This window comes from Rhizobium sp. SAFR-030 (assembly GCF_059415005.1).
In genome coordinates this window covers 424,275-439,231 of sequence record NZ_JBPFDO010000003.1, presented here as the reverse complement: position 1 = coordinate 439,231, position 14,957 = coordinate 424,275, and the positions used below count along the sequence as shown (strand labels likewise).

Here is a 14,957-nt window from a genome sequence, read left to right as displayed (position 1 = left end):
CGGGCGGGCCGCCCTAGTCGGCAAAGCTCGCGATCAGCGCCTGGACGACGGTCGCGCCGCCGATCGGCGCCACCACCAGCAGCAGGATGTTGACGCAGATCACCCAGATCAGCAGCTTCTCCTCGCCGCGCGTCAGCTGCCGGCGCGGCGGGCGACCGGCGGGCGGTTCCGGCCGGCGGCGGTAATAGCCGTTGAGATCAAGGAACATCAAACCTCCTCCAGGCCGGAACGATGGCAAGACGGACGCCAAAGCGTCTCGCCGCCGCGGCTTGACCGAAGACTACACCCGCAACCGCCGGCCTTCCAGCCACCGCGCAGGATCTGTCGCCCGGCCGCTTGAGCGGCTGGTGAAATCGCAAGCCTCCGGCGGCAACCATCTAGCCATGGCCGCAGCGGCTCTCTAAGGTTCGCCGCACATATGGGAGGCTCCATGCTGCTGCAACGCTACTTCCTCGCCCAGGCCTACAACAACGCCTGGTGCAACCACCGTCTCTTGCGCGCCTGCCGGCAGCTGTCGGCAGACGACCTGCAGGCGAGGCGCACCAGCTTCTTCCCGTCGATCATCCATACCCTCAACCATATCCTCACCGTCGACTGGCTCTATGTCAGCGCGCTGGAGGGAGATCCGGTCGGACCGGAAATCTTTGATCCGCAGATCCCCTTCCCGGCACTCGCCGATCTGGAGCGCGAACAGCGCGCCGTCGATCGCCGCCTCATCGACCACTGTCGTCAGCTCGATGCGGACATGCTGGCGCTCGAGGTCGGCATTCCCCGCAGCGATCGCGAACAGGTGGAGCGCACCGATCGCCTGCTGATGCACCTCTTCCAGCACCAGATCCACCATCGCGGCCAGGTCCACGCCATGCTTTCCGGCACGTCAGTGGCGCCGCCGCAACTCGATGAATTCTTTCCCGCCGATCCCGGCGAAGTCGCGCTTCGAAAGCCGGATTTCGCCGAACTCGGCTTTTCCGAAACGCAGATCTGGGGCTGAACAATGCTGTATTTCATCATCAAGGGGTTGCACGTCGCCTCCGATATCATCTGGGTTGGCGGCATGCTGATCAACGCCTTCGTCATCGGCATGGTGCCGGCGGCCATCCGCACCGGCGTCATCGCCTCGCTGCGCCGCTATGACCGCATCGTCACCACCGGCGCGCTGGCCGGCGCCTGGATCTTCGGCCTCATCCTCGCCTTCGGCTATGTCGGCTTTTCCGGCGGCTGGCTGCATCTGAAGCTGCTGATCGTCGTCATGCTGTCGGCCCTGCACGGCATGCAGAGCGCCTGGCTGCGGCGCATGGAGGCAAACCCGCTCATCGATCCGCCGGCCTTTGTCGCCAAGGGCATGCCGATCGTCCTGGTCTCGGTCGTCGTCGTCGTGCTGCTGGCGATCGTCAAGCCGTTCTGAGATTTGCCGAGCGTATGGCGCCGGCCTCTGACCGGATCCGCCGCCGACCGTGTGCGCCGGGTGCCGCATGCCATCGCCCCCGCCCTTTTCCCGCTCCCGGTTATGGTCTAAGCAACGGCAATCAATCAGGAGCAGGCAATGGCGAAGGTAGCATTCATCGGTCTTGGCGTGATGGGTTTCCCGATGGCGGGACACCTCAAGCAGAAGGGCGGCCACGACGTCGTGGTCTACAACCGCACCGCTGCCAAGGCGCAAAGCTGGGTCGAAAAATTCGGCGGCAGTTTCGCCGCAACGCCGGCTGAAGCCGCGAAAGATGCCGATTTCGTCTTCACCTGCGTCGGCAATGACGACGACCTGCGCGAGGTGACGACCGGCGAGACCGGCGTTCTGGCCGGCATGAAGGCCGGTGCCATCCTCATCGACAACACCACCGCATCGGCCGAGGTTGCCCGCGAGATCGATGCGGCGGCCAAGGCCAAGGGCTGCAGCTTCATCGATGCGCCGGTGTCCGGCGGCCAGGCCGGCGCCGAGAACGGCATGCTCACCGTCATGTGCGGCGGCGACGAGGCGGTGTTTGCCGAAGCCAGGCCGGTGATCGACGCCTATGCGCGTATGGTCGGCCTGATGGGCCCGGTCGGTAGCGGCCAGCGGACCAAGATGATGAACCAGATCTGCATCGCCGGCGTCGTCCAGGGTCTCGCCGAGGCGATTCATTTTGGCAAGAAAGCCGGCCTCGACATTGAAAACGTTGTCGATGTCATCTCCAAGGGTGCCGCAGGCTCCTGGCAGATGGAGAACCGTCACAAGACGATGAATGCCGGCACCTATGATTTCGGCTTTGCGGTCGACTGGATGCGCAAGGATCTCGACATCGTTCTGACCGAAGCCCGCCGCAACGGCGCCTCGCTGCCGCTGACGGCGCTCGTCGACCAGTTCTACGGCGAAGTGCAGAAGCTCGGCGGCAAGCGCTGGGATACCTCGTCGCTCCTGGCGCGGCTGGAAAAGGAATAACCGGCAAGGCCCGCCATCGCGGCGGGCCTTCCACTCCGGTCCGACCGGCGGCTCAGAGCCTCTTCAGCCCGTCGAGCAGTGCCGCGTGGAACCGGTCCGGATCCTGGATCTGCGGCGCATGTCCCAGATCCTCGAACTCGACGAGCGCCGCACCGGGAATGGCCTGCGCCGCCTGCTTGCCGAGCTGCGTATAATCGCCAAGCGTTGCGGCAATCTCCTTCGGCGCGCGATTGCCGCCGGGCGCCGTCTTGTCGGTCAGCCCGATCATCAGCAGCGTCGGCACCTTCAGCGAACCAAACTCGTGCACCACCGGCTGCGTGAACAGCATGTCGGAGGTCAGCGCCTGGTTCCAGGCGACCCGCTCGCCGCCCTCGCCGCGATACATGCCGGCGCTCATCTCCACCCACCTGTCGTAATCGGGCTTCCATTCGCCGGAATAATAGAATGTCTGCTGGTACTGCTTGATGCTGTCGAACGAAGTCTTCTTCTCGGTCTCATAGGCCGCATCGATGCTCTGGTAGGGCACGCCCTTCGCCTTCCAGTCTTCCAGCCCGATGGGATTGACCAGCACCAGCTGCTCGGTGCGCTCCGGATACATCAGCGCGAACCGCGTCGCCAGCATGCCGCCCATCGAATGGCCGAGGATGGTCGCCCGCTCGATGCCGCGCTGCTCGAGCAGCGCCTTGGTGTTTTCCGCCAGCTGGTGGAAGCTGAACTGATAGGCGGCCAGCTTGCTCGACATGCAGAACCCCACCTGGTCGGGCGCGATGACCCGGTAGCCGGCGGAAGTCAGGCGCGCGATCGTTCCCTCCCAGGTCGCGCCGCAAAAGTTCTTGCCATGCAGCAGCACCACGGTCCGGCCGTTGGGGTTCTCGGCGGCGATGTCCATGAACGCCATGTCCAGCTTCTGTCCCTGGCTGGAGAAACTGAACCGCTCCGTCTTGAACGGGTATTGGAAACCCTCGAGCTGCGGCCCGTAGGTCGGCCGATCCTGGGCGGCGGACATGCCGGGCATGGTCGATGCAGCAAGAAGCGCCAGCGAAAGCAGGGAGGGTGCGCGCAAGAAAAATCTCCTTCTGATTGGGACCCGACGCCACGCGGCGCCGGGTCTGCTGTTCAGTTAGGAGCGCCGGCTTTGTCGGCAATCGGAGATGACGGCCCCGTGAACCGCTGTTATCGCCGGGCAATAACGCGCGTCGGCACGGCGCGACAGCGTCAATCGATAAACAGGACCTCTGCGTCCAGTGACAGTGCCGGAGCCAGCACCGCGGCAATCCGCCGGTCAAATCCCGAGGCCCGCGACAGGGCGTTCGATTCCACCCTGCCGTCCCTGACTGTCAGCCGCAACGATGGACCGCTCTGGAAGCTGTTGTTGAAGATGGCCAGCTCGTCACAGTACGGAACAGCCAGCGGCAGCTTCTCCAGCGACATCTCGAACCGACGCCGGATCGTCTCGTCCGGGATATGATGCCCGCCCTTCGCCACCCTGTCGCGCACACGCTGGATATGCAGCTCTGCACTTTGGAGCGCAATGAAGACTATCTGCGTCTTATAGCCGGATTGCCGGGCGCGACTGATCACTTTGATGGACTGGTGACTGCTGAGGGTCGTCTCATAGACGAAACTGCGCCTATGCGCGAACATCTCGTCGATCATTCTGAGAACTTCGCGCCCTGCTTGAACTGCTGCAAGCTCCGGGTTCGCCGGCGAGATGCGCGCGGCGATCTCGTCTGCGTTGATGAACGCACCGGGAAGATCGATCAACGAATACAGCGTCGACTTGCCGGCGCCGTTCGGTCCGGTCAGGAGGCTGCAAACGGGGCGATCGGCGACCGCGCTCACCCCTTTGCGCTTCTCGGCACCGCGGGCAGAACCCTTTGTGTCTCCCCGTCACGCTGCTCGACGATGATCACATCGGGATTAGCCGGATCCACGTAGGAAAAAGTGGAGCCCGCCGCCCGTGCCTCGTCGCGAATGGCGGCGCCGGATCGTGCGATCACGTCTGCCTTGCGCTTCAATTCATCCAGCAACGACATGGAACAACCCTCCGTTGCGGCAATCATACATCAAACCGGCGAAACTAGCCAGCAGCCCTCAGTCCTCGCCGGACTTCTGGTTGTCGATCATCATGTAGTCGAGCGGCAGCTCGGTCGTGTACTTGATCTGCTCCATGGCGAATGCCGAGGACACGTCGCGGATCTCGATGCGGGCGATCATCTTCTTGTAGAAGGCGTCATAGGCGGCGATATCCGGCACGACGACGCGCAGCAGGTAATCGACGTCACCGCTCATCCGGTAGAATTCGACCACTTCGGGGAATTCCGAGACCACTTCGGAGAACCGCTTCAGCCACTCGATAGAGTGGCTGGCGGTGCGGATCGAGACGAACACGGTGACCTTGGTATTGACCTTGACCGGATCGAGCAGCGCCACCCGGCGACGGATCACGCCGTCCTCTTCCATCTTCTGGATGCGGCGCCAGCAGGGCGTCGTGGAAAGCCCGACCTTCTTGGCGAGATCGGCCACGGCAAGCGTCGAATCTTCCTGCAGAATGCGCAGGATTTTGCGGTCGAGACGGTCCATCAGGGCTCCTCTGGGATTAATTTTCTTCTTAGCGCCAAAAGCTTCGCCTGTAACCGAAATTCCTTTCACCCGCAGAGGCTTTCCACATGCTGGCGCAGGACCGGCAGCAGTTCCTCCGCAAACCACGGGTTCCGCTTCAGCCACCCACTGTTGCGCCAGCTCGGATGCGGCAGCGGCAGCACCCGCACCCTCTCGTTGACCATCAGGGCCGCGCGCCAGTTGCGCACCGTCTCGGTCATCGTCGGTGCCGCCAGCCGTCCCATGTGCCAGGCATGCGCATAGCCGCCGACCGCCAGCACCAGCTCCACCTGCGGCATGGCGGCAATCACCTCGGCCCGCCAGGCCGGCGCGCATTCCGCCCGCGGTGGCAGGTCGCTGCCCTTGGCATCGTAGCCCGGAAAGCAGAACCCCATCGGCACGATGGCGAAACGGTAGGGATCGTAGAACTGGTCGCGCGTCACCCCCAGCCAGTCGCGCAGCCGGTCGCCCGAGGCATCGTCGAACGGCAGCCCGCTCTGGTGCACGCGAAGCCCGGGCGCCTGGCCGGCGATCAGCACGCGCGCCTTGTGCGACATCACCACCACCGGCCGCGGCTCGTGCGGCAGGCGCCGGTCAACACCGCGAGCCGGCGCATCACGGCAGATGCGGCAACCGGCGATCGCCGTGCGCAGCACCCCGATCCGCGCACCCTCCAACCCTTCTTCTAGAGCCAGTGCAGTGCCATCATTTCCTTCAACTTCAGCCAAATGTCTCGCATGTCCTTGTTCTCGGCTGCCGCGTCCATCCGCTTTCGGTAGGCACGCGGCGTCTCGAACGTGCCGCTCCAGATCCCGACGTGCTCGGCCTCGGCCAGCGATTGCTCCCGCCGGAAGGTGAGGAGACCGGTACCGATCGCATAGCCGTCGCGCACCATCCGGCCGTTCAGACTGTCGCCGTTGATAGTACAGGTTACCAGCCGGCGCCGGTATTGGTCCATTGCCGCACCATGACACTCCGGCACCGCACCCCTCGCCTGTCCGTCGCGCATCAGCGCGCCCAGCCTGTCTTTCGCCTCCCGCCCGCACGGCCACTCGCTGCCGTCGGTCCGCCGACAGGTCTGCATGATCTCCGGCGCGTCGATGCCCGACAGCCGCAGCCGCTCGGATCCGAGCGCTAGCGTATCGCCATCGATGACGCGGAACGGCCCGGAGAATGAGGCATCCTCGCCGGACGGATCGAGGCGCGCAGCCACGAGGATCAGCAGGAACAGGAAGCCGGCCGTCAGAAGCAGGTCGCGCGGGCGGCTGATGGTCGGGCGGCGGCGATACGGTCTCGTCATGGTTCGGCCCCAATCCCGAACGGAAGCTTGTCGAAGATGGCAAACAAAACCTTGCCTGGCAGGATCTTCTTAAGGTTTCCCTCATAGTCTGGCGATCTTCCGGATGAGCGACCATGGCCATGAGTAGCGGCGTCAGTACCAATCCCGACAGGATCCCCGACAAGACCATTGTCGACCGATCCCGGCAGCACCGCAACAAGGCGGTGTCGAAAGCCGTGCGCGCCACCCGCGAGCGCCTGCAGTCGAGCGCCAACGGCACCCACGCCTTCGACCGCGACCTGCTCTCCCTGCACGTCCAGACCATGCTGCACAGCGCGCTGATCATCCCGGTCTTCGTCGTGATGGTCACCGTCATCGGCCTCTACATCAACGGCGATGCCTCGTTCTTCAGCTGGGGCCTGGTGACGCTCGCCATCCATTCGGTGAACCTGCTGCTGGCGAAGAAGGCCTCGCGCACCACCCTCACCAATGCCGGCACGCCCGTCTGGCGGCGGCTTTTCCTCGGCGGCCAGATCCTCATGGGCTGCAGCTGGGCGGCGTTTTCCGCCACCTCCTGCGCGGCCTGCGGAGGCGACAGCTTCTATTTCTTCAAGGGCGTCGTCCTCCTGGTGGCGATTGCCATCTCGGCCATGGGCAATGTCCTGCTGCGCCAGGCGGTGCTCGTCTCGTTTGCCCTGCCCATCGCCGTCCTGGCGTTCCGGGCGATGCTGTCGCACCAAATGCTCGACATCGGCCTGACCGCCCTATGCGCCACGGCCCTGCTGCTGTTCCACTACATTGCCGACCGGCTCTACCGCTCCAACCTCAGCCTGATGGCCTATCAGTCGGAAAAGGACGACCTGATTGCCGAACTGGAAGTGGCAAAATCCGTGTCCGACGAGGCGCGCCGGCGGGCCGAGGAGGCAAACCTTGCCAAATCGCGGTTCCTGGCCTCGATGTCGCACGAACTGCGCACGCCCCTCAACGCCATCCTCGGTTTCTCCGAGGTGATGAACACCGAGGTGCTCGGGCCGCTCGCCAACCCCACCTACCGCGAATATGCCGGCGATATCCACCGCTCCGGCCAGCACCTCCTCAACCTCATCAACGAGATCCTCGACCTGTCGCGCATCGAGGCCGGCCGCTACGAGCTGTCGGAAGATGCGCTGTCGCTGCTCGAGGTTGCCGAGGATTGCATCGGCATGGTGCAGCTGCGGGCGCGCGCCAAGAACATCACCATCCGCCAGCAGTTCGAGCCGGACCTGCCGCAGGTCTGGGCCGACGAGAAATCGATGCGCCAGGTGATCCTCAATCTCCTGTCGAACGCGGTGAAATTCGCCGGTCAGGGCGACGAGGTGGTGGTCAAGGTCGGCTGGACGGCCGGCGGCGGCCAGTATGTGGCGATCCGCGACAACGGCCCGGGCATCGCCGAGGAGGAAATCCCGGTCGTGCTGTCGGCCTTCGGTCAGGGCTCGATCGCCATAAAGAGCGCCGAACAGGGCACCGGCCTCGGCCTGCCCATCGTCCAGGCGATCCTTGCCAAGCACGACGGCCAGTTCATCCTCAAGTCGAAGCTGCGCGAAGGCACCGAGGTCATCGCCATTCTCCCGGCCACCCGCGTCCTCCAGTCACTGCCCGCCGTCGCCGACATCCCGGCCGTCCAACCGCGCCGCCGGAGCTTTGCCTGAGGCTGCAGGTTTGAAGCTCAGAGAACCGCAAGGAACTCGGGATCATCCTTGAAGTCCTGCAGGTCGTTGTCCACCGCATCGGCATTCATCATCGCCCGCAGTTGCGCCTTCAGCCGCGGATCCCGCTTCACCGCCTCCTTCACGGAATCCAGAGCCGATCGACGCGCCGCAAGCGTGTCCTTGGCGGCGGGACCCGACGACTGCAGCAGAAAGTGATGGCGCTGGCCGAAGGCTGCCGCCATCAGCAGCCAGTAGTGGGCGATCTGCGGAGCAGACGTTCCCGCCAGCTGATTGCCGAGCTGGATCGCCCGGTCGAACGCCTCATCTTCGTAGAGCAGGTTCTGGATGACGTAGAGGCTCTCTTCGACGGAGATGGCGCGCCCATCGGCCACCTGCCGCATGACGGGATCCTGCGTCGCATCGGCTATGGTGGCAGCCTCCTCGCGAATGCTGTGGTCGGCCCCCTGTATGACTTCCTTGCCGGGATCGCGCGTCAACGTGTCCTCGACCATCAGGAACAGCGGTGACAGTGCCAGCCGCGTGTAGAGGTAGAGCGACAGGAAGCCGACAACCAGCCCGAACACCAGCAGGATCGGCGCCACGATCGGCAGCACACCGGCGGTCGGCTTGCCGTCGATCCCGGTGAAGATCGCCGCATGCGTGCCGATGAAATTCGAGAAACGCCGGGTATAGTCGAACAGCGACGAGATTTGCGTCAGCCCGACACCGACGAGCATCGTCGTCAGCCATTCGGAAATCCGCTCGAGGTTGGTGTTGGAGGCGAGCAGCCTTGGTTTCGGCTTGCCCGCCCCGCCGTCGCCAAAGCCTTTGGCAGCGCCTGCCTCCAGCCGGACAACTGCAGGGCCGGCGTCGACGGTCAGCACGCGGGGGAGCGAGAACAGGAAGCCGACCAGACATCCGATGGAGGCGCCCGCGATCGTGATCAGAATGCCGATCCCGATGGCGCCGGGGATGCCACGGACCTGCGCGGCCCACAGGCTGAGCGCGGCGACCAGTGCGATGATGAGGACGACGGGTCCGATCAACAGCCTTGGAGCTTCACCCGATGATTTGGCTGCTGGCCGCGACCCGTTCATGCTCCGCATGGTCTTCCCCCACAGTCAGACGGCGTTCACAAGTTGTATTACTGTACAGATTTAGTATTCTGAAGCAAGCTCCAGTGATAGGATGTATCTCTGCAGTATTTTTTGAACGGATGTTGTCTTGGAGGTCGCGGCCTTGCTGCCAGCCAGTTGTTACTTCACCTCCGACACATGGACGCCGGCACCATCCCCTCTGCGGGGTTGCGATGCTTTACCCGAGCGACCTCACATCGTCCCTCAGCGAACCCTTGCTATTGACGCCATCGTTAGCCGACCGTATTTATACAGAATTCGGTATAACAGGATGCGCGCCATGAAAGATCGTCTTGTCTACGACAATCTGTTCGAGTCGATCGTAGAGGATCCCATCGAGGCCGCCGATCTGAGCTTTCGCTCCGACCTCCTCTCCACGCTGATCGATCTGTTCGAGGATCGCGGCTGGAAGCAGGCAGACATCGCCTCGGCTCTGGATATCGCACAGCCCCGTGTCAGCGAGCTGTTGAGGGGAAAGATCCACCTCTTCTCAGCCGATCGCCTGATCGGCTACCTGGCGAAACTCGGCGTCCGCTTCAAGCCTTCCTACCAGAACAGCCAGGTGGTCTGCGCGGTTCACACCGTCGATGGCGTCGCCTGACACGCTGTGCGAACGGTCATGAGCGATCCGCGATGATCTTCATCATTGTCTTGTAGCGCTCTTCGACCGTCGCCATGGCCTTCCGATCGACACCATTGGTGGTCTTGGTGAAGGCATGCAGAATGAAGACGGTCTCCAGATGCTTGACGCAGTACACCACTCGATAGGCGGGGCTGCCGTTCTCGATGAGCTCGATGACGCCGCTTCCGATCCCTCTCAGATGCTTGAAGTCCGAGAGCGGCGGCTTGCCCTTCTGGACGCGCTGCAGGTCGTTGCCGAACTGAATTTGAATGTCGCGCGGCAGCTTGTTCATCTCCTTCTTGGCGGCGGAATTCACATACTCGAAATTTCTGTCCGCCATGGGCCCTCGCTGCACCGGAACCAGTTTCCAGCCTAGCAAGATCCGCGCGAGTTTCAACGTAAGGCTGTAAGGGCGGTGCAAAACCTTGCACGCGCCGCATCATCTGCCGGGCACGACCCCGCCGTCCCTCGCCCGTCCACTCGCCTCAGTGCGTATGCGGAACCGGCTGGCCTGCGGTGCTGACGCCGGCCTGTTCGAACGTCGCCATGCCCGAATGGCAGGCCGCCGCCGCCTTGACGATACCGGCGGCAAGTGCCGCGCCGGTGCCCTCGCCGAGCCGCATGCCAAGCGCCAGGAGCGGGGTCTTGCCGAGCTTTTCGATCGCCTGCAGATGGCCGGGCTCGCCCGACACATGGCCGATCAGGCAATGGTCGAGGGCTGCCGGATTGGCGGCCTTGAGGATTGCCGCGGCGGCTGTCGCCACATAGCCGTCGATCAGCACCGGGATCTTTTCCACCCGGCAGGCGAGGATGGCGCCGGCCATTGCCGCCACTTCGCGGCCGCCCAGGCGCCGCAGCACTTCCAGCGGGTCCGACAGGTGGTCCTTGTGGAAGGCAACGGCCGCCTTCACCGCGGCAATCTTGCGCTCCAGCACCGCGCCATGCGAGCCGGTGCCCGGCCCCACCCAGTCTTCCGCCTCGCCGCCGTAGAGCGCAAGGTTGATGGCGGCAGCGATCGTCGTGTTGCCGATGCCCATCTCGCCGATGCACAACAGGTCGGTGCCGCCGGCGATCGCCTCCATGCCGAACGCCATGGTCGCCGCGCAGTCGCGCTCCGACAGCGCCGGCTCGACGGTGATGTCGCCGGTCGGGTAATCGAGCGCCAGGTCAAAGATCTTCAGGCCGAGATCATAGGCGGCGCAGATCTGGTTGATCGCCGCCCCGCCGGCGGCAAAGTTCTCGACCATCTGCTGCGTGACGCTCGGCGGAAACGGCGTGATGCCGTGGCGTGTGACGCCGTGATTGCCGGCAAAGATCGCCACCATCGGCCGGTTGACGGCCGGCGCCCGGCCCGACCAGGCGGCCAGCCAGAAGGCGATCTCCTCCATCCGCCCCAGCGCACCCGGCGGCTTGGTCAGCTGGCTGTCGCGCTCGCGCGCCGCCACCAGCGCCCGCGTGTCGGGGCCGGGAAGATCGCGCAGCAGCACGCGGAAATCGTCGAAAGGCAGGCCGCTCATGCTCATCGGATCACTCTTTCCTCAGGGTCTTTTCAACGCCGCCCTATGTGACGGCGGCGGAATCTGATTTGGTGGCCCTGTTTATCAGGCATGCACGGAGGAACAACTGCCAAACGCCACGGAATTTTGCAAAGACCTTGCCCGTTCGCTGGCCTTCCTGTCGCGCCTGCCGATGCCGTCGCGTGCCTTTGTCGGCCATGACGGGTCGATGGCGCGTAGCTGCCGCGCCTTTCCGCTCGCCGGCTTCGTCGCGGCACTCGGCCCCGCCGTCCTCCTCTACGCCGCATCCGGTCCGGCAACCGGCCTGCTCGCCGCCTTCCTCTCGCTTGCCGCCCTGACGCTTGTCACTGGCGCGCTTCACGAAGACGGGCTTGCCGATTGCGCCGACGGCCTGTTCGGCGGCCGCGACCGCGCGCACGCCCTGTCGATCATGAAGGACAGCCGCGTCGGCAGTTACGGCGTCGTGGCGCTGATCCTATCCTTCGGCCTGCGCGCCTCGGCACTGATGGCGATCGCCGCCACCGCCGGCACCGGTCTCGCAGCGGCGGCCTTGCTCGCCGCGGCAGCCTTTTCCCGCGCCCTGATGGTCTGGCACTGGGCCGATCTGCCGCTCGCCCGCACCGATGGCACGGCGGCCGGTGCCGGTCGCCCACTGGCTGCCGCGATGCGGTTCGCGCTCGGCCTCGGTGCCGCGCTGTCGCTGGTGCTGCTGCCGGCCGGCGCGCCGCTGGTGCCTGTCGTCCTGGCGCTGCTGGCGGCTGGCCTTGCCGCTCTGCTCTTCACCCGCTTTGTCTCGCGCAGCATCGGCGGCCATACCGGCGATACAATCGGCGCCACCCAGCAGATCACCGAGACCACACTTCTTTGTGCCCTTGCGGTCCTGCTTTGAAGCCATGATATACGGTCATCATGATTAGCCCCTGCATCCTTGTCTGCGCCATCGACGACGCCACCGGCCTCTGCGTCGGCTGCGGCCGCACGGGCGGCGAGATCGGCGCCTGGACGCTCTACACCGACGGGGAACGCGCAGCCGTCATGGCAGCGCTTCCCGCCCGCATGCAGGGCATCGAGCCCAAGTCGCAGCATGAAATCCGCCGCTCCGCCCGCCGGAGGCTTCCGCCATGAACATGCTGACGGTGCTGCTCGCCGTACTCGGCTTCGGCCTTGCGCTGTTGATCATCAACAACGACAGTGGCCAGACCTTCGGGCTGCAGAACGATGATTTCGGCCGGCTGGTGCAGCTGTCGGCGCTTGTGGTCCTGCTGTCCGCCGGCTTTCTGGCAGGCCGCCGCGGGCGCGCCGGCGAAGTGCTGCGCAACATCGCCGTCTGGCTGCTGATCGCCCTGGTGCTGGTTGCCGGCTATGTCTACCGCCACGACCTGCAGCAGGTGGCGGCCCGCGTCACCGCCGGTCTCGTCCCCGGCAGCCCGCTGGTGATGACCACCAGCGAAGGCTCGCAGGAAGTCGTCATCCATCGCGGCCGCAACGGCCATTTCCAGGCCCAGGCAGTGATCGACGGAAAGTCCCTGCCGATGCTCATCGATACCGGTGCCAGCGCCGTCGTTCTGTCCTTCGAGGATGCCGATCGCCTGGGGCTCGATCCGGCGACGCTGAATTTCACGGTGCGCGTCTCGACCGCCAACGGCGAGGCCCGTGCGGCGCAGGTGCGCCTCGACAGCATTGCCGTCGGGCCGATCACGCGCTCCAACATCCGCGCTCTGGTCACCGAAGACGGCCGCCTGTCGGAAAGCCTGCTCGGCATGAGCTTCCTGTCGACGCTCGGCTCGCTGCAGATCCAGACGGACGAGTTGCGGCTGCGCGACTGATTGGGCGGGCTGCCGCAAAAATCCGTTCAGCTGCAGCGTTCGGCCGTCGCCTCACCCGTCAGTTCCGCGCCCTGTAGCCGCACCATCTTGGCGCTGCGAGCCTTTTCGCCATGCGGCGCCTCGCAGGTATCGAGGTAGACGTCGGCAAGCGTCTGCACCGGCCGCGCGGTATTGCGCGCCTCCAGCCGTATCGCCGAGACAGAGGTATGGATCTCGCCCGTGTTCATCGCGCTCGCCTCCAGAAGAACCTCGCTGAGGCCATCCTCGTCCATGTCCACCGCACCGACGATCCGGCTGTACTGGACCTCTTTCGGCAGAACATAGGTCTTGATCGACTGCCCCTCGCGGATGGCGAGGATCACCTGCGCCGGTGCGTCGGGAAACGGCTCGATGGCAACCGGCGGCTTGCCCGACAGAAGGTAGAAATCGGCAGGCCCGGTTTTTCCCATCGTGCCGCGCGCTTCGCCCAGCACCACGGGCTCGCTGCCGAGCGCCCGCACCGCGGCGGAAGATACGCCGGCCAGCGCCGCCCCGATCTTTTTCGTATCGGCCGCATTGATGCCGGGTGTCGCCATCCGGAACTTCACGTCCCGGTAATCGAGCGACAATCCGTCGACCGCCGCCGCCGGATGGCCGGCGCAGATCATTGCCGAAGCCAACAGCCACCACATTCCTCTCGCCGTCATGCGATCCTCCATCCGGTGCCGGCAGCTCCGCTCGCCTCACCCATCGTTGAGATGCGCAGGCGCGGTCATCGAGAGCGCGGACCGTCAGACTTGCGTCCGATTGAGGCGAGACGATGAACGACCGTCTGGGAGCGTTTCGCGGCACCCTGCGTGCCCTGCAGTTCCCGTCACGCCGCCGGAGCGATCTCCAGTGGTGCCGCGACCGCCCGCAGCACGGCGGCATTGTTGCCCTTTGGACGAAAGGCGCTGGGCGGCGACCCGATGATGCGCTTGAAGGCACGGCTGAACGAGGCTTCGGCATCGTAGCCCAGCCGCTCGGCGACGGATGCCACCCGCATGCCGTCCTTCAGCCACAGGCGCGCCTGATGCATCCGCACCTTGGCGACGTAGCGGGCCGGCGTCTCGCCGACCACGCGCGCGAACCGCTCGGCAAAGCCGGATCGCGACGTCCCCATCAGCCGCGCCAGTTCGCCGACCGTCCAGTCGCGTTCCGGCTCAAGGTGGATGGCGGACAGCACGCGCCCGACATCCGGGCTGCGCACGGCGGCGATCCAGCCGGCAGTCTCGCCGCATCCATGTTCCACCCAGGCGCGGATCATCGTTGCCATCAGCACGTCGGCCAGCCGCGCCAGGATGCCGCCTGCTCCGACGCGGTCCATGTCCACCTCGCGGGCCATCGCCTCCAGCAGATGCGGGATGGCCGGCTCGTTCTTGGCAAGGTCGCTGGTCAGCATGGTGTCGGGCATCAGCTGCAGAAGCGGATGCAGCTTGTCGATGTTGAAGCGCATCGAGGCGGTGAAGGCGAGCGTCCCGCCGCAGGCATCGGCGCATTGCAGGTCGTAGATCCCGTCACACACCTGCCTCCGGTCGTACTGGCTGAACGGAACGGCATCGGCAGCCGCATCGCTGGCAATCCGGTGGGCGTCGCCGCGCGGCAGAAGCGCTGCGTCCCCGGGGCGCAGCGGCAGCCACGCGCCCGACGGCGTCTTCAGCATCGCCGAGCCCGACGAGATGAAATGGAAACGTGCCGATTCCTGTGCGGGAAACTCGGTGGCCCAGGGTTCGGCCAATCGGCAGCGTCCGTAGTCGACGCCGTCCAGGCGCAGCCCACGCAGCATTTCGGTCAGCGGGTCGCCGATGATGTCGGATGAAAGTTTGGACGAATGATCAAGCATATCGGATTTAT

General features: G+C 65.1%; 20 protein-coding genes. 8 read left to right on the top strand and 12 right to left on the bottom strand.

The features are described from left to right. Window positions 1–13: 13 nt before the first annotated feature. Complete coding sequence (locus ACR65N_RS11640; protein WP_430303823.1) at window positions 14–208, bottom strand: hypothetical protein; 195 nt, start codon at window positions 206–208, stop codon at window positions 14–16. A gap of 222 nt (window positions 209–430) precedes the next feature. On the opposite strand from ACR65N_RS11640, the gene ACR65N_RS11635 reads away from it, so the two are divergent. The 3 genes from ACR65N_RS11635 (at window position 431) to ACR65N_RS11625 (ending at window position 2,416) form a co-directional block, all read left to right on the top strand. Next, window positions 431–991 (top strand): DinB family protein, encoded by a 561-nt coding sequence (locus ACR65N_RS11635; protein ID WP_440457128.1) that lies wholly within the window; start codon window positions 431–433, stop codon window positions 989–991. Between the two features lie 3 nt (window positions 992–994). After that, complete coding sequence (locus ACR65N_RS11630; protein WP_440457127.1) at window positions 995–1,405, top strand: CopD family protein; 411 nt, start codon at window positions 995–997, stop codon at window positions 1,403–1,405. A 120-nt stretch (window positions 1,406–1,525) separates the two neighbouring features. Then, window positions 1,526–2,416 (top strand): NAD(P)-dependent oxidoreductase, encoded by an 891-nt coding sequence (locus tag ACR65N_RS11625; protein ID WP_440457329.1) that lies wholly within the window; start codon window positions 1,526–1,528, stop codon window positions 2,414–2,416. A gap of 52 nt (window positions 2,417–2,468) precedes the next feature. On the opposite strand, the gene ACR65N_RS11620 is transcribed toward ACR65N_RS11625, so the two are convergent. From ACR65N_RS11620 to ACR65N_RS11595, 6 genes are all read right to left on the bottom strand, one after another. After that, window positions 2,469–3,431, bottom strand: a complete 963-nt coding sequence (locus tag ACR65N_RS11620; RefSeq protein ID WP_440457328.1) for an alpha/beta fold hydrolase — start codon at window positions 3,429–3,431, stop codon at window positions 2,469–2,471. 200 nt (window positions 3,432–3,631) lie between these two features. Continuing rightward, window positions 3,632–4,258 (bottom strand): ATPase, encoded by a 627-nt coding sequence (locus ACR65N_RS11615; protein WP_440457126.1) that lies wholly within the window; start codon window positions 4,256–4,258, stop codon window positions 3,632–3,634. Then, entirely contained in the window at window positions 4,255–4,452 is a 198-nt protein-coding gene (locus ACR65N_RS11610; RefSeq protein WP_440457125.1) for a hypothetical protein, read from the bottom strand. The genes ACR65N_RS11615 and ACR65N_RS11610 overlap by 4 nt, the downstream gene beginning before the upstream one ends. A 58-nt stretch (window positions 4,453–4,510) precedes the next feature. Then, window positions 4,511–4,999, bottom strand: coding sequence for an Lrp/AsnC family transcriptional regulator (locus tag ACR65N_RS11605; protein WP_430303829.1), 489 nt, complete (start codon window positions 4,997–4,999; stop codon window positions 4,511–4,513). Between the two features lie 65 nt (window positions 5,000–5,064). Next, on the bottom strand, window positions 5,065–5,694 hold the full coding sequence (locus ACR65N_RS11600; protein WP_440457124.1) for a uracil-DNA glycosylase family protein: 630 nt from the start codon (window positions 5,692–5,694) through the stop codon (window positions 5,065–5,067). Window positions 5,695–5,702: 8 nt separating this feature from the next. Then, window positions 5,703–6,317 (bottom strand): thermonuclease family protein, encoded by a 615-nt coding sequence (locus tag ACR65N_RS11595; protein ID WP_440457123.1) that lies wholly within the window; start codon window positions 6,315–6,317, stop codon window positions 5,703–5,705. A 119-nt stretch (window positions 6,318–6,436) separates the two neighbouring features. On the opposite strand from ACR65N_RS11595, the gene ACR65N_RS11590 reads away from it, so the two are divergent. Beyond that, on the top strand, window positions 6,437–7,984 hold the full coding sequence (locus ACR65N_RS11590; protein WP_440457327.1) for a sensor histidine kinase: 1,548 nt from the start codon (window positions 6,437–6,439) through the stop codon (window positions 7,982–7,984). Between the two features lie 17 nt (window positions 7,985–8,001). Here the strand turns inward: ACR65N_RS11590 and ACR65N_RS11585 are convergent, their stop codons facing one another. After that, a complete protein-coding gene (locus tag ACR65N_RS11585; RefSeq protein ID WP_440457122.1) occupies window positions 8,002–9,030 on the bottom strand; it encodes a hypothetical protein in 1,029 nt (342 codons plus the stop codon). A 370-nt stretch (window positions 9,031–9,400) separates the two neighbouring features. On the opposite strand from ACR65N_RS11585, the gene ACR65N_RS11580 reads away from it, so the two are divergent. Beyond that, window positions 9,401–9,721 carry a helix-turn-helix domain-containing protein gene (locus tag ACR65N_RS11580; RefSeq protein WP_440457121.1) on the top strand — a complete coding sequence of 107 codons (321 nt, stop codon included), beginning with the start codon at window positions 9,401–9,403 and terminating at the stop codon, window positions 9,719–9,721. Between the two features lie 16 nt (window positions 9,722–9,737). On the opposite strand, the gene ACR65N_RS11575 is transcribed toward ACR65N_RS11580, so the two are convergent. Further along, window positions 9,738–10,082 (bottom strand): type II toxin-antitoxin system RelE/ParE family toxin, encoded by a 345-nt coding sequence (locus tag ACR65N_RS11575; RefSeq protein ID WP_440457120.1) that lies wholly within the window; start codon window positions 10,080–10,082, stop codon window positions 9,738–9,740. A gap of 145 nt (window positions 10,083–10,227) precedes the next feature. Continuing rightward, entirely contained in the window at window positions 10,228–11,265 is a 1,038-nt protein-coding gene (cobT, locus tag ACR65N_RS11570; protein ID WP_430303836.1) for a nicotinate-nucleotide--dimethylbenzimidazole phosphoribosyltransferase, read from the bottom strand. Window positions 11,266–11,365: 100 nt separating this feature from the next. Here cobT and cobS point away from each other — a divergent pair, with 100 nt between their 5' ends. The 3 genes from cobS to ACR65N_RS11555 are packed head-to-tail and all read left to right on the top strand — an operon-like array spanning window position 11,366 to window position 13,085. After that, window positions 11,366–12,148 (top strand): adenosylcobinamide-GDP ribazoletransferase, encoded by a 783-nt coding sequence (cobS, locus tag ACR65N_RS11565; protein WP_440457326.1) that lies wholly within the window; start codon window positions 11,366–11,368, stop codon window positions 12,146–12,148. A gap of 20 nt (window positions 12,149–12,168) precedes the next feature. Then, on the top strand, window positions 12,169–12,384 hold the full coding sequence (locus ACR65N_RS11560; protein ID WP_440457119.1) for a DUF1289 domain-containing protein: 216 nt from the start codon (window positions 12,169–12,171) through the stop codon (window positions 12,382–12,384). Beyond that, complete coding sequence (locus ACR65N_RS11555; protein ID WP_440457118.1) at window positions 12,381–13,085, top strand: TIGR02281 family clan AA aspartic protease; 705 nt, start codon at window positions 12,381–12,383, stop codon at window positions 13,083–13,085. The genes ACR65N_RS11560 and ACR65N_RS11555 overlap by 4 nt, the downstream gene beginning before the upstream one ends. A 26-nt stretch (window positions 13,086–13,111) precedes the next feature. Here the strand turns inward: ACR65N_RS11555 and ACR65N_RS11550 are convergent, their stop codons facing one another. After that, the gene (locus tag ACR65N_RS11550) at window positions 13,112–13,771 is read right to left on the bottom strand and encodes a hypothetical protein (RefSeq protein WP_440457117.1); all 660 of its coding nucleotides are present in this window, start codon (window positions 13,769–13,771) and stop codon (window positions 13,112–13,114) included. A gap of 167 nt (window positions 13,772–13,938) precedes the next feature. After that, window positions 13,939–14,910: an AraC family transcriptional regulator gene (locus ACR65N_RS11545; protein WP_430304969.1), complete on the bottom strand. Its 972-nt coding sequence runs from the start codon at window positions 14,908–14,910 to the stop codon at window positions 13,939–13,941. Window positions 14,911–14,957: the final 47 nt, after the last annotated feature.

Bases quoted from the DNA above. Each gene is read 5' to 3' on its own strand.
- ACR65N_RS11610 (WP_440457125.1), bottom strand. From the start codon at position 4,452: ATGTCGTTGCTGGATGAATTGAAGCGCAAGGCAGACGTGATCGCACGA.
- cobT (WP_430303836.1), bottom strand. From the start codon at position 11,265: ATGAGCATGAGCGGCCTGCCTTTCGACGATTTCCGCGTGCTGCTGCGC.
- ACR65N_RS11640 (WP_430303823.1), bottom strand. From the start codon at position 208: ATGTTCCTTGATCTCAACGGCTATTACCGCCGCCGGCCGGAACCGCCC.
- ACR65N_RS11590 (WP_440457327.1), top strand. From the start codon at position 6,437: ATGAGTAGCGGCGTCAGTACCAATCCCGACAGGATCCCCGACAAGACC.
- ACR65N_RS11550 (WP_440457117.1), bottom strand. From the start codon at position 13,771: ATGACGGCGAGAGGAATGTGGTGGCTGTTGGCTTCGGCAATGATCTGC.
- ACR65N_RS11595 (WP_440457123.1), bottom strand. From the start codon at position 6,317: ATGACGAGACCGTATCGCCGCCGCCCGACCATCAGCCGCCCGCGCGAC.
- ACR65N_RS11630 (WP_440457127.1), top strand. From the start codon at position 995: ATGCTGTATTTCATCATCAAGGGGTTGCACGTCGCCTCCGATATCATC.
- ACR65N_RS11575 (WP_440457120.1), bottom strand. From the start codon at position 10,082: ATGGCGGACAGAAATTTCGAGTATGTGAATTCCGCCGCCAAGAAGGAG.
- ACR65N_RS11620 (WP_440457328.1), bottom strand. From the start codon at position 3,431: ATGCCCGGCATGTCCGCCGCCCAGGATCGGCCGACCTACGGGCCGCAG.
- ACR65N_RS11635 (WP_440457128.1), top strand. From the start codon at position 431: ATGCTGCTGCAACGCTACTTCCTCGCCCAGGCCTACAACAACGCCTGG.
- ACR65N_RS11560 (WP_440457119.1), top strand. From the start codon at position 12,169: ATGATTAGCCCCTGCATCCTTGTCTGCGCCATCGACGACGCCACCGGC.
- ACR65N_RS11555 (WP_440457118.1), top strand. From the start codon at position 12,381: ATGAACATGCTGACGGTGCTGCTCGCCGTACTCGGCTTCGGCCTTGCG.
- ACR65N_RS11580 (WP_440457121.1), top strand. From the start codon at position 9,401: ATGAAAGATCGTCTTGTCTACGACAATCTGTTCGAGTCGATCGTAGAG.
- ACR65N_RS11605 (WP_430303829.1), bottom strand. From the start codon at position 4,999: ATGGACCGTCTCGACCGCAAAATCCTGCGCATTCTGCAGGAAGATTCG.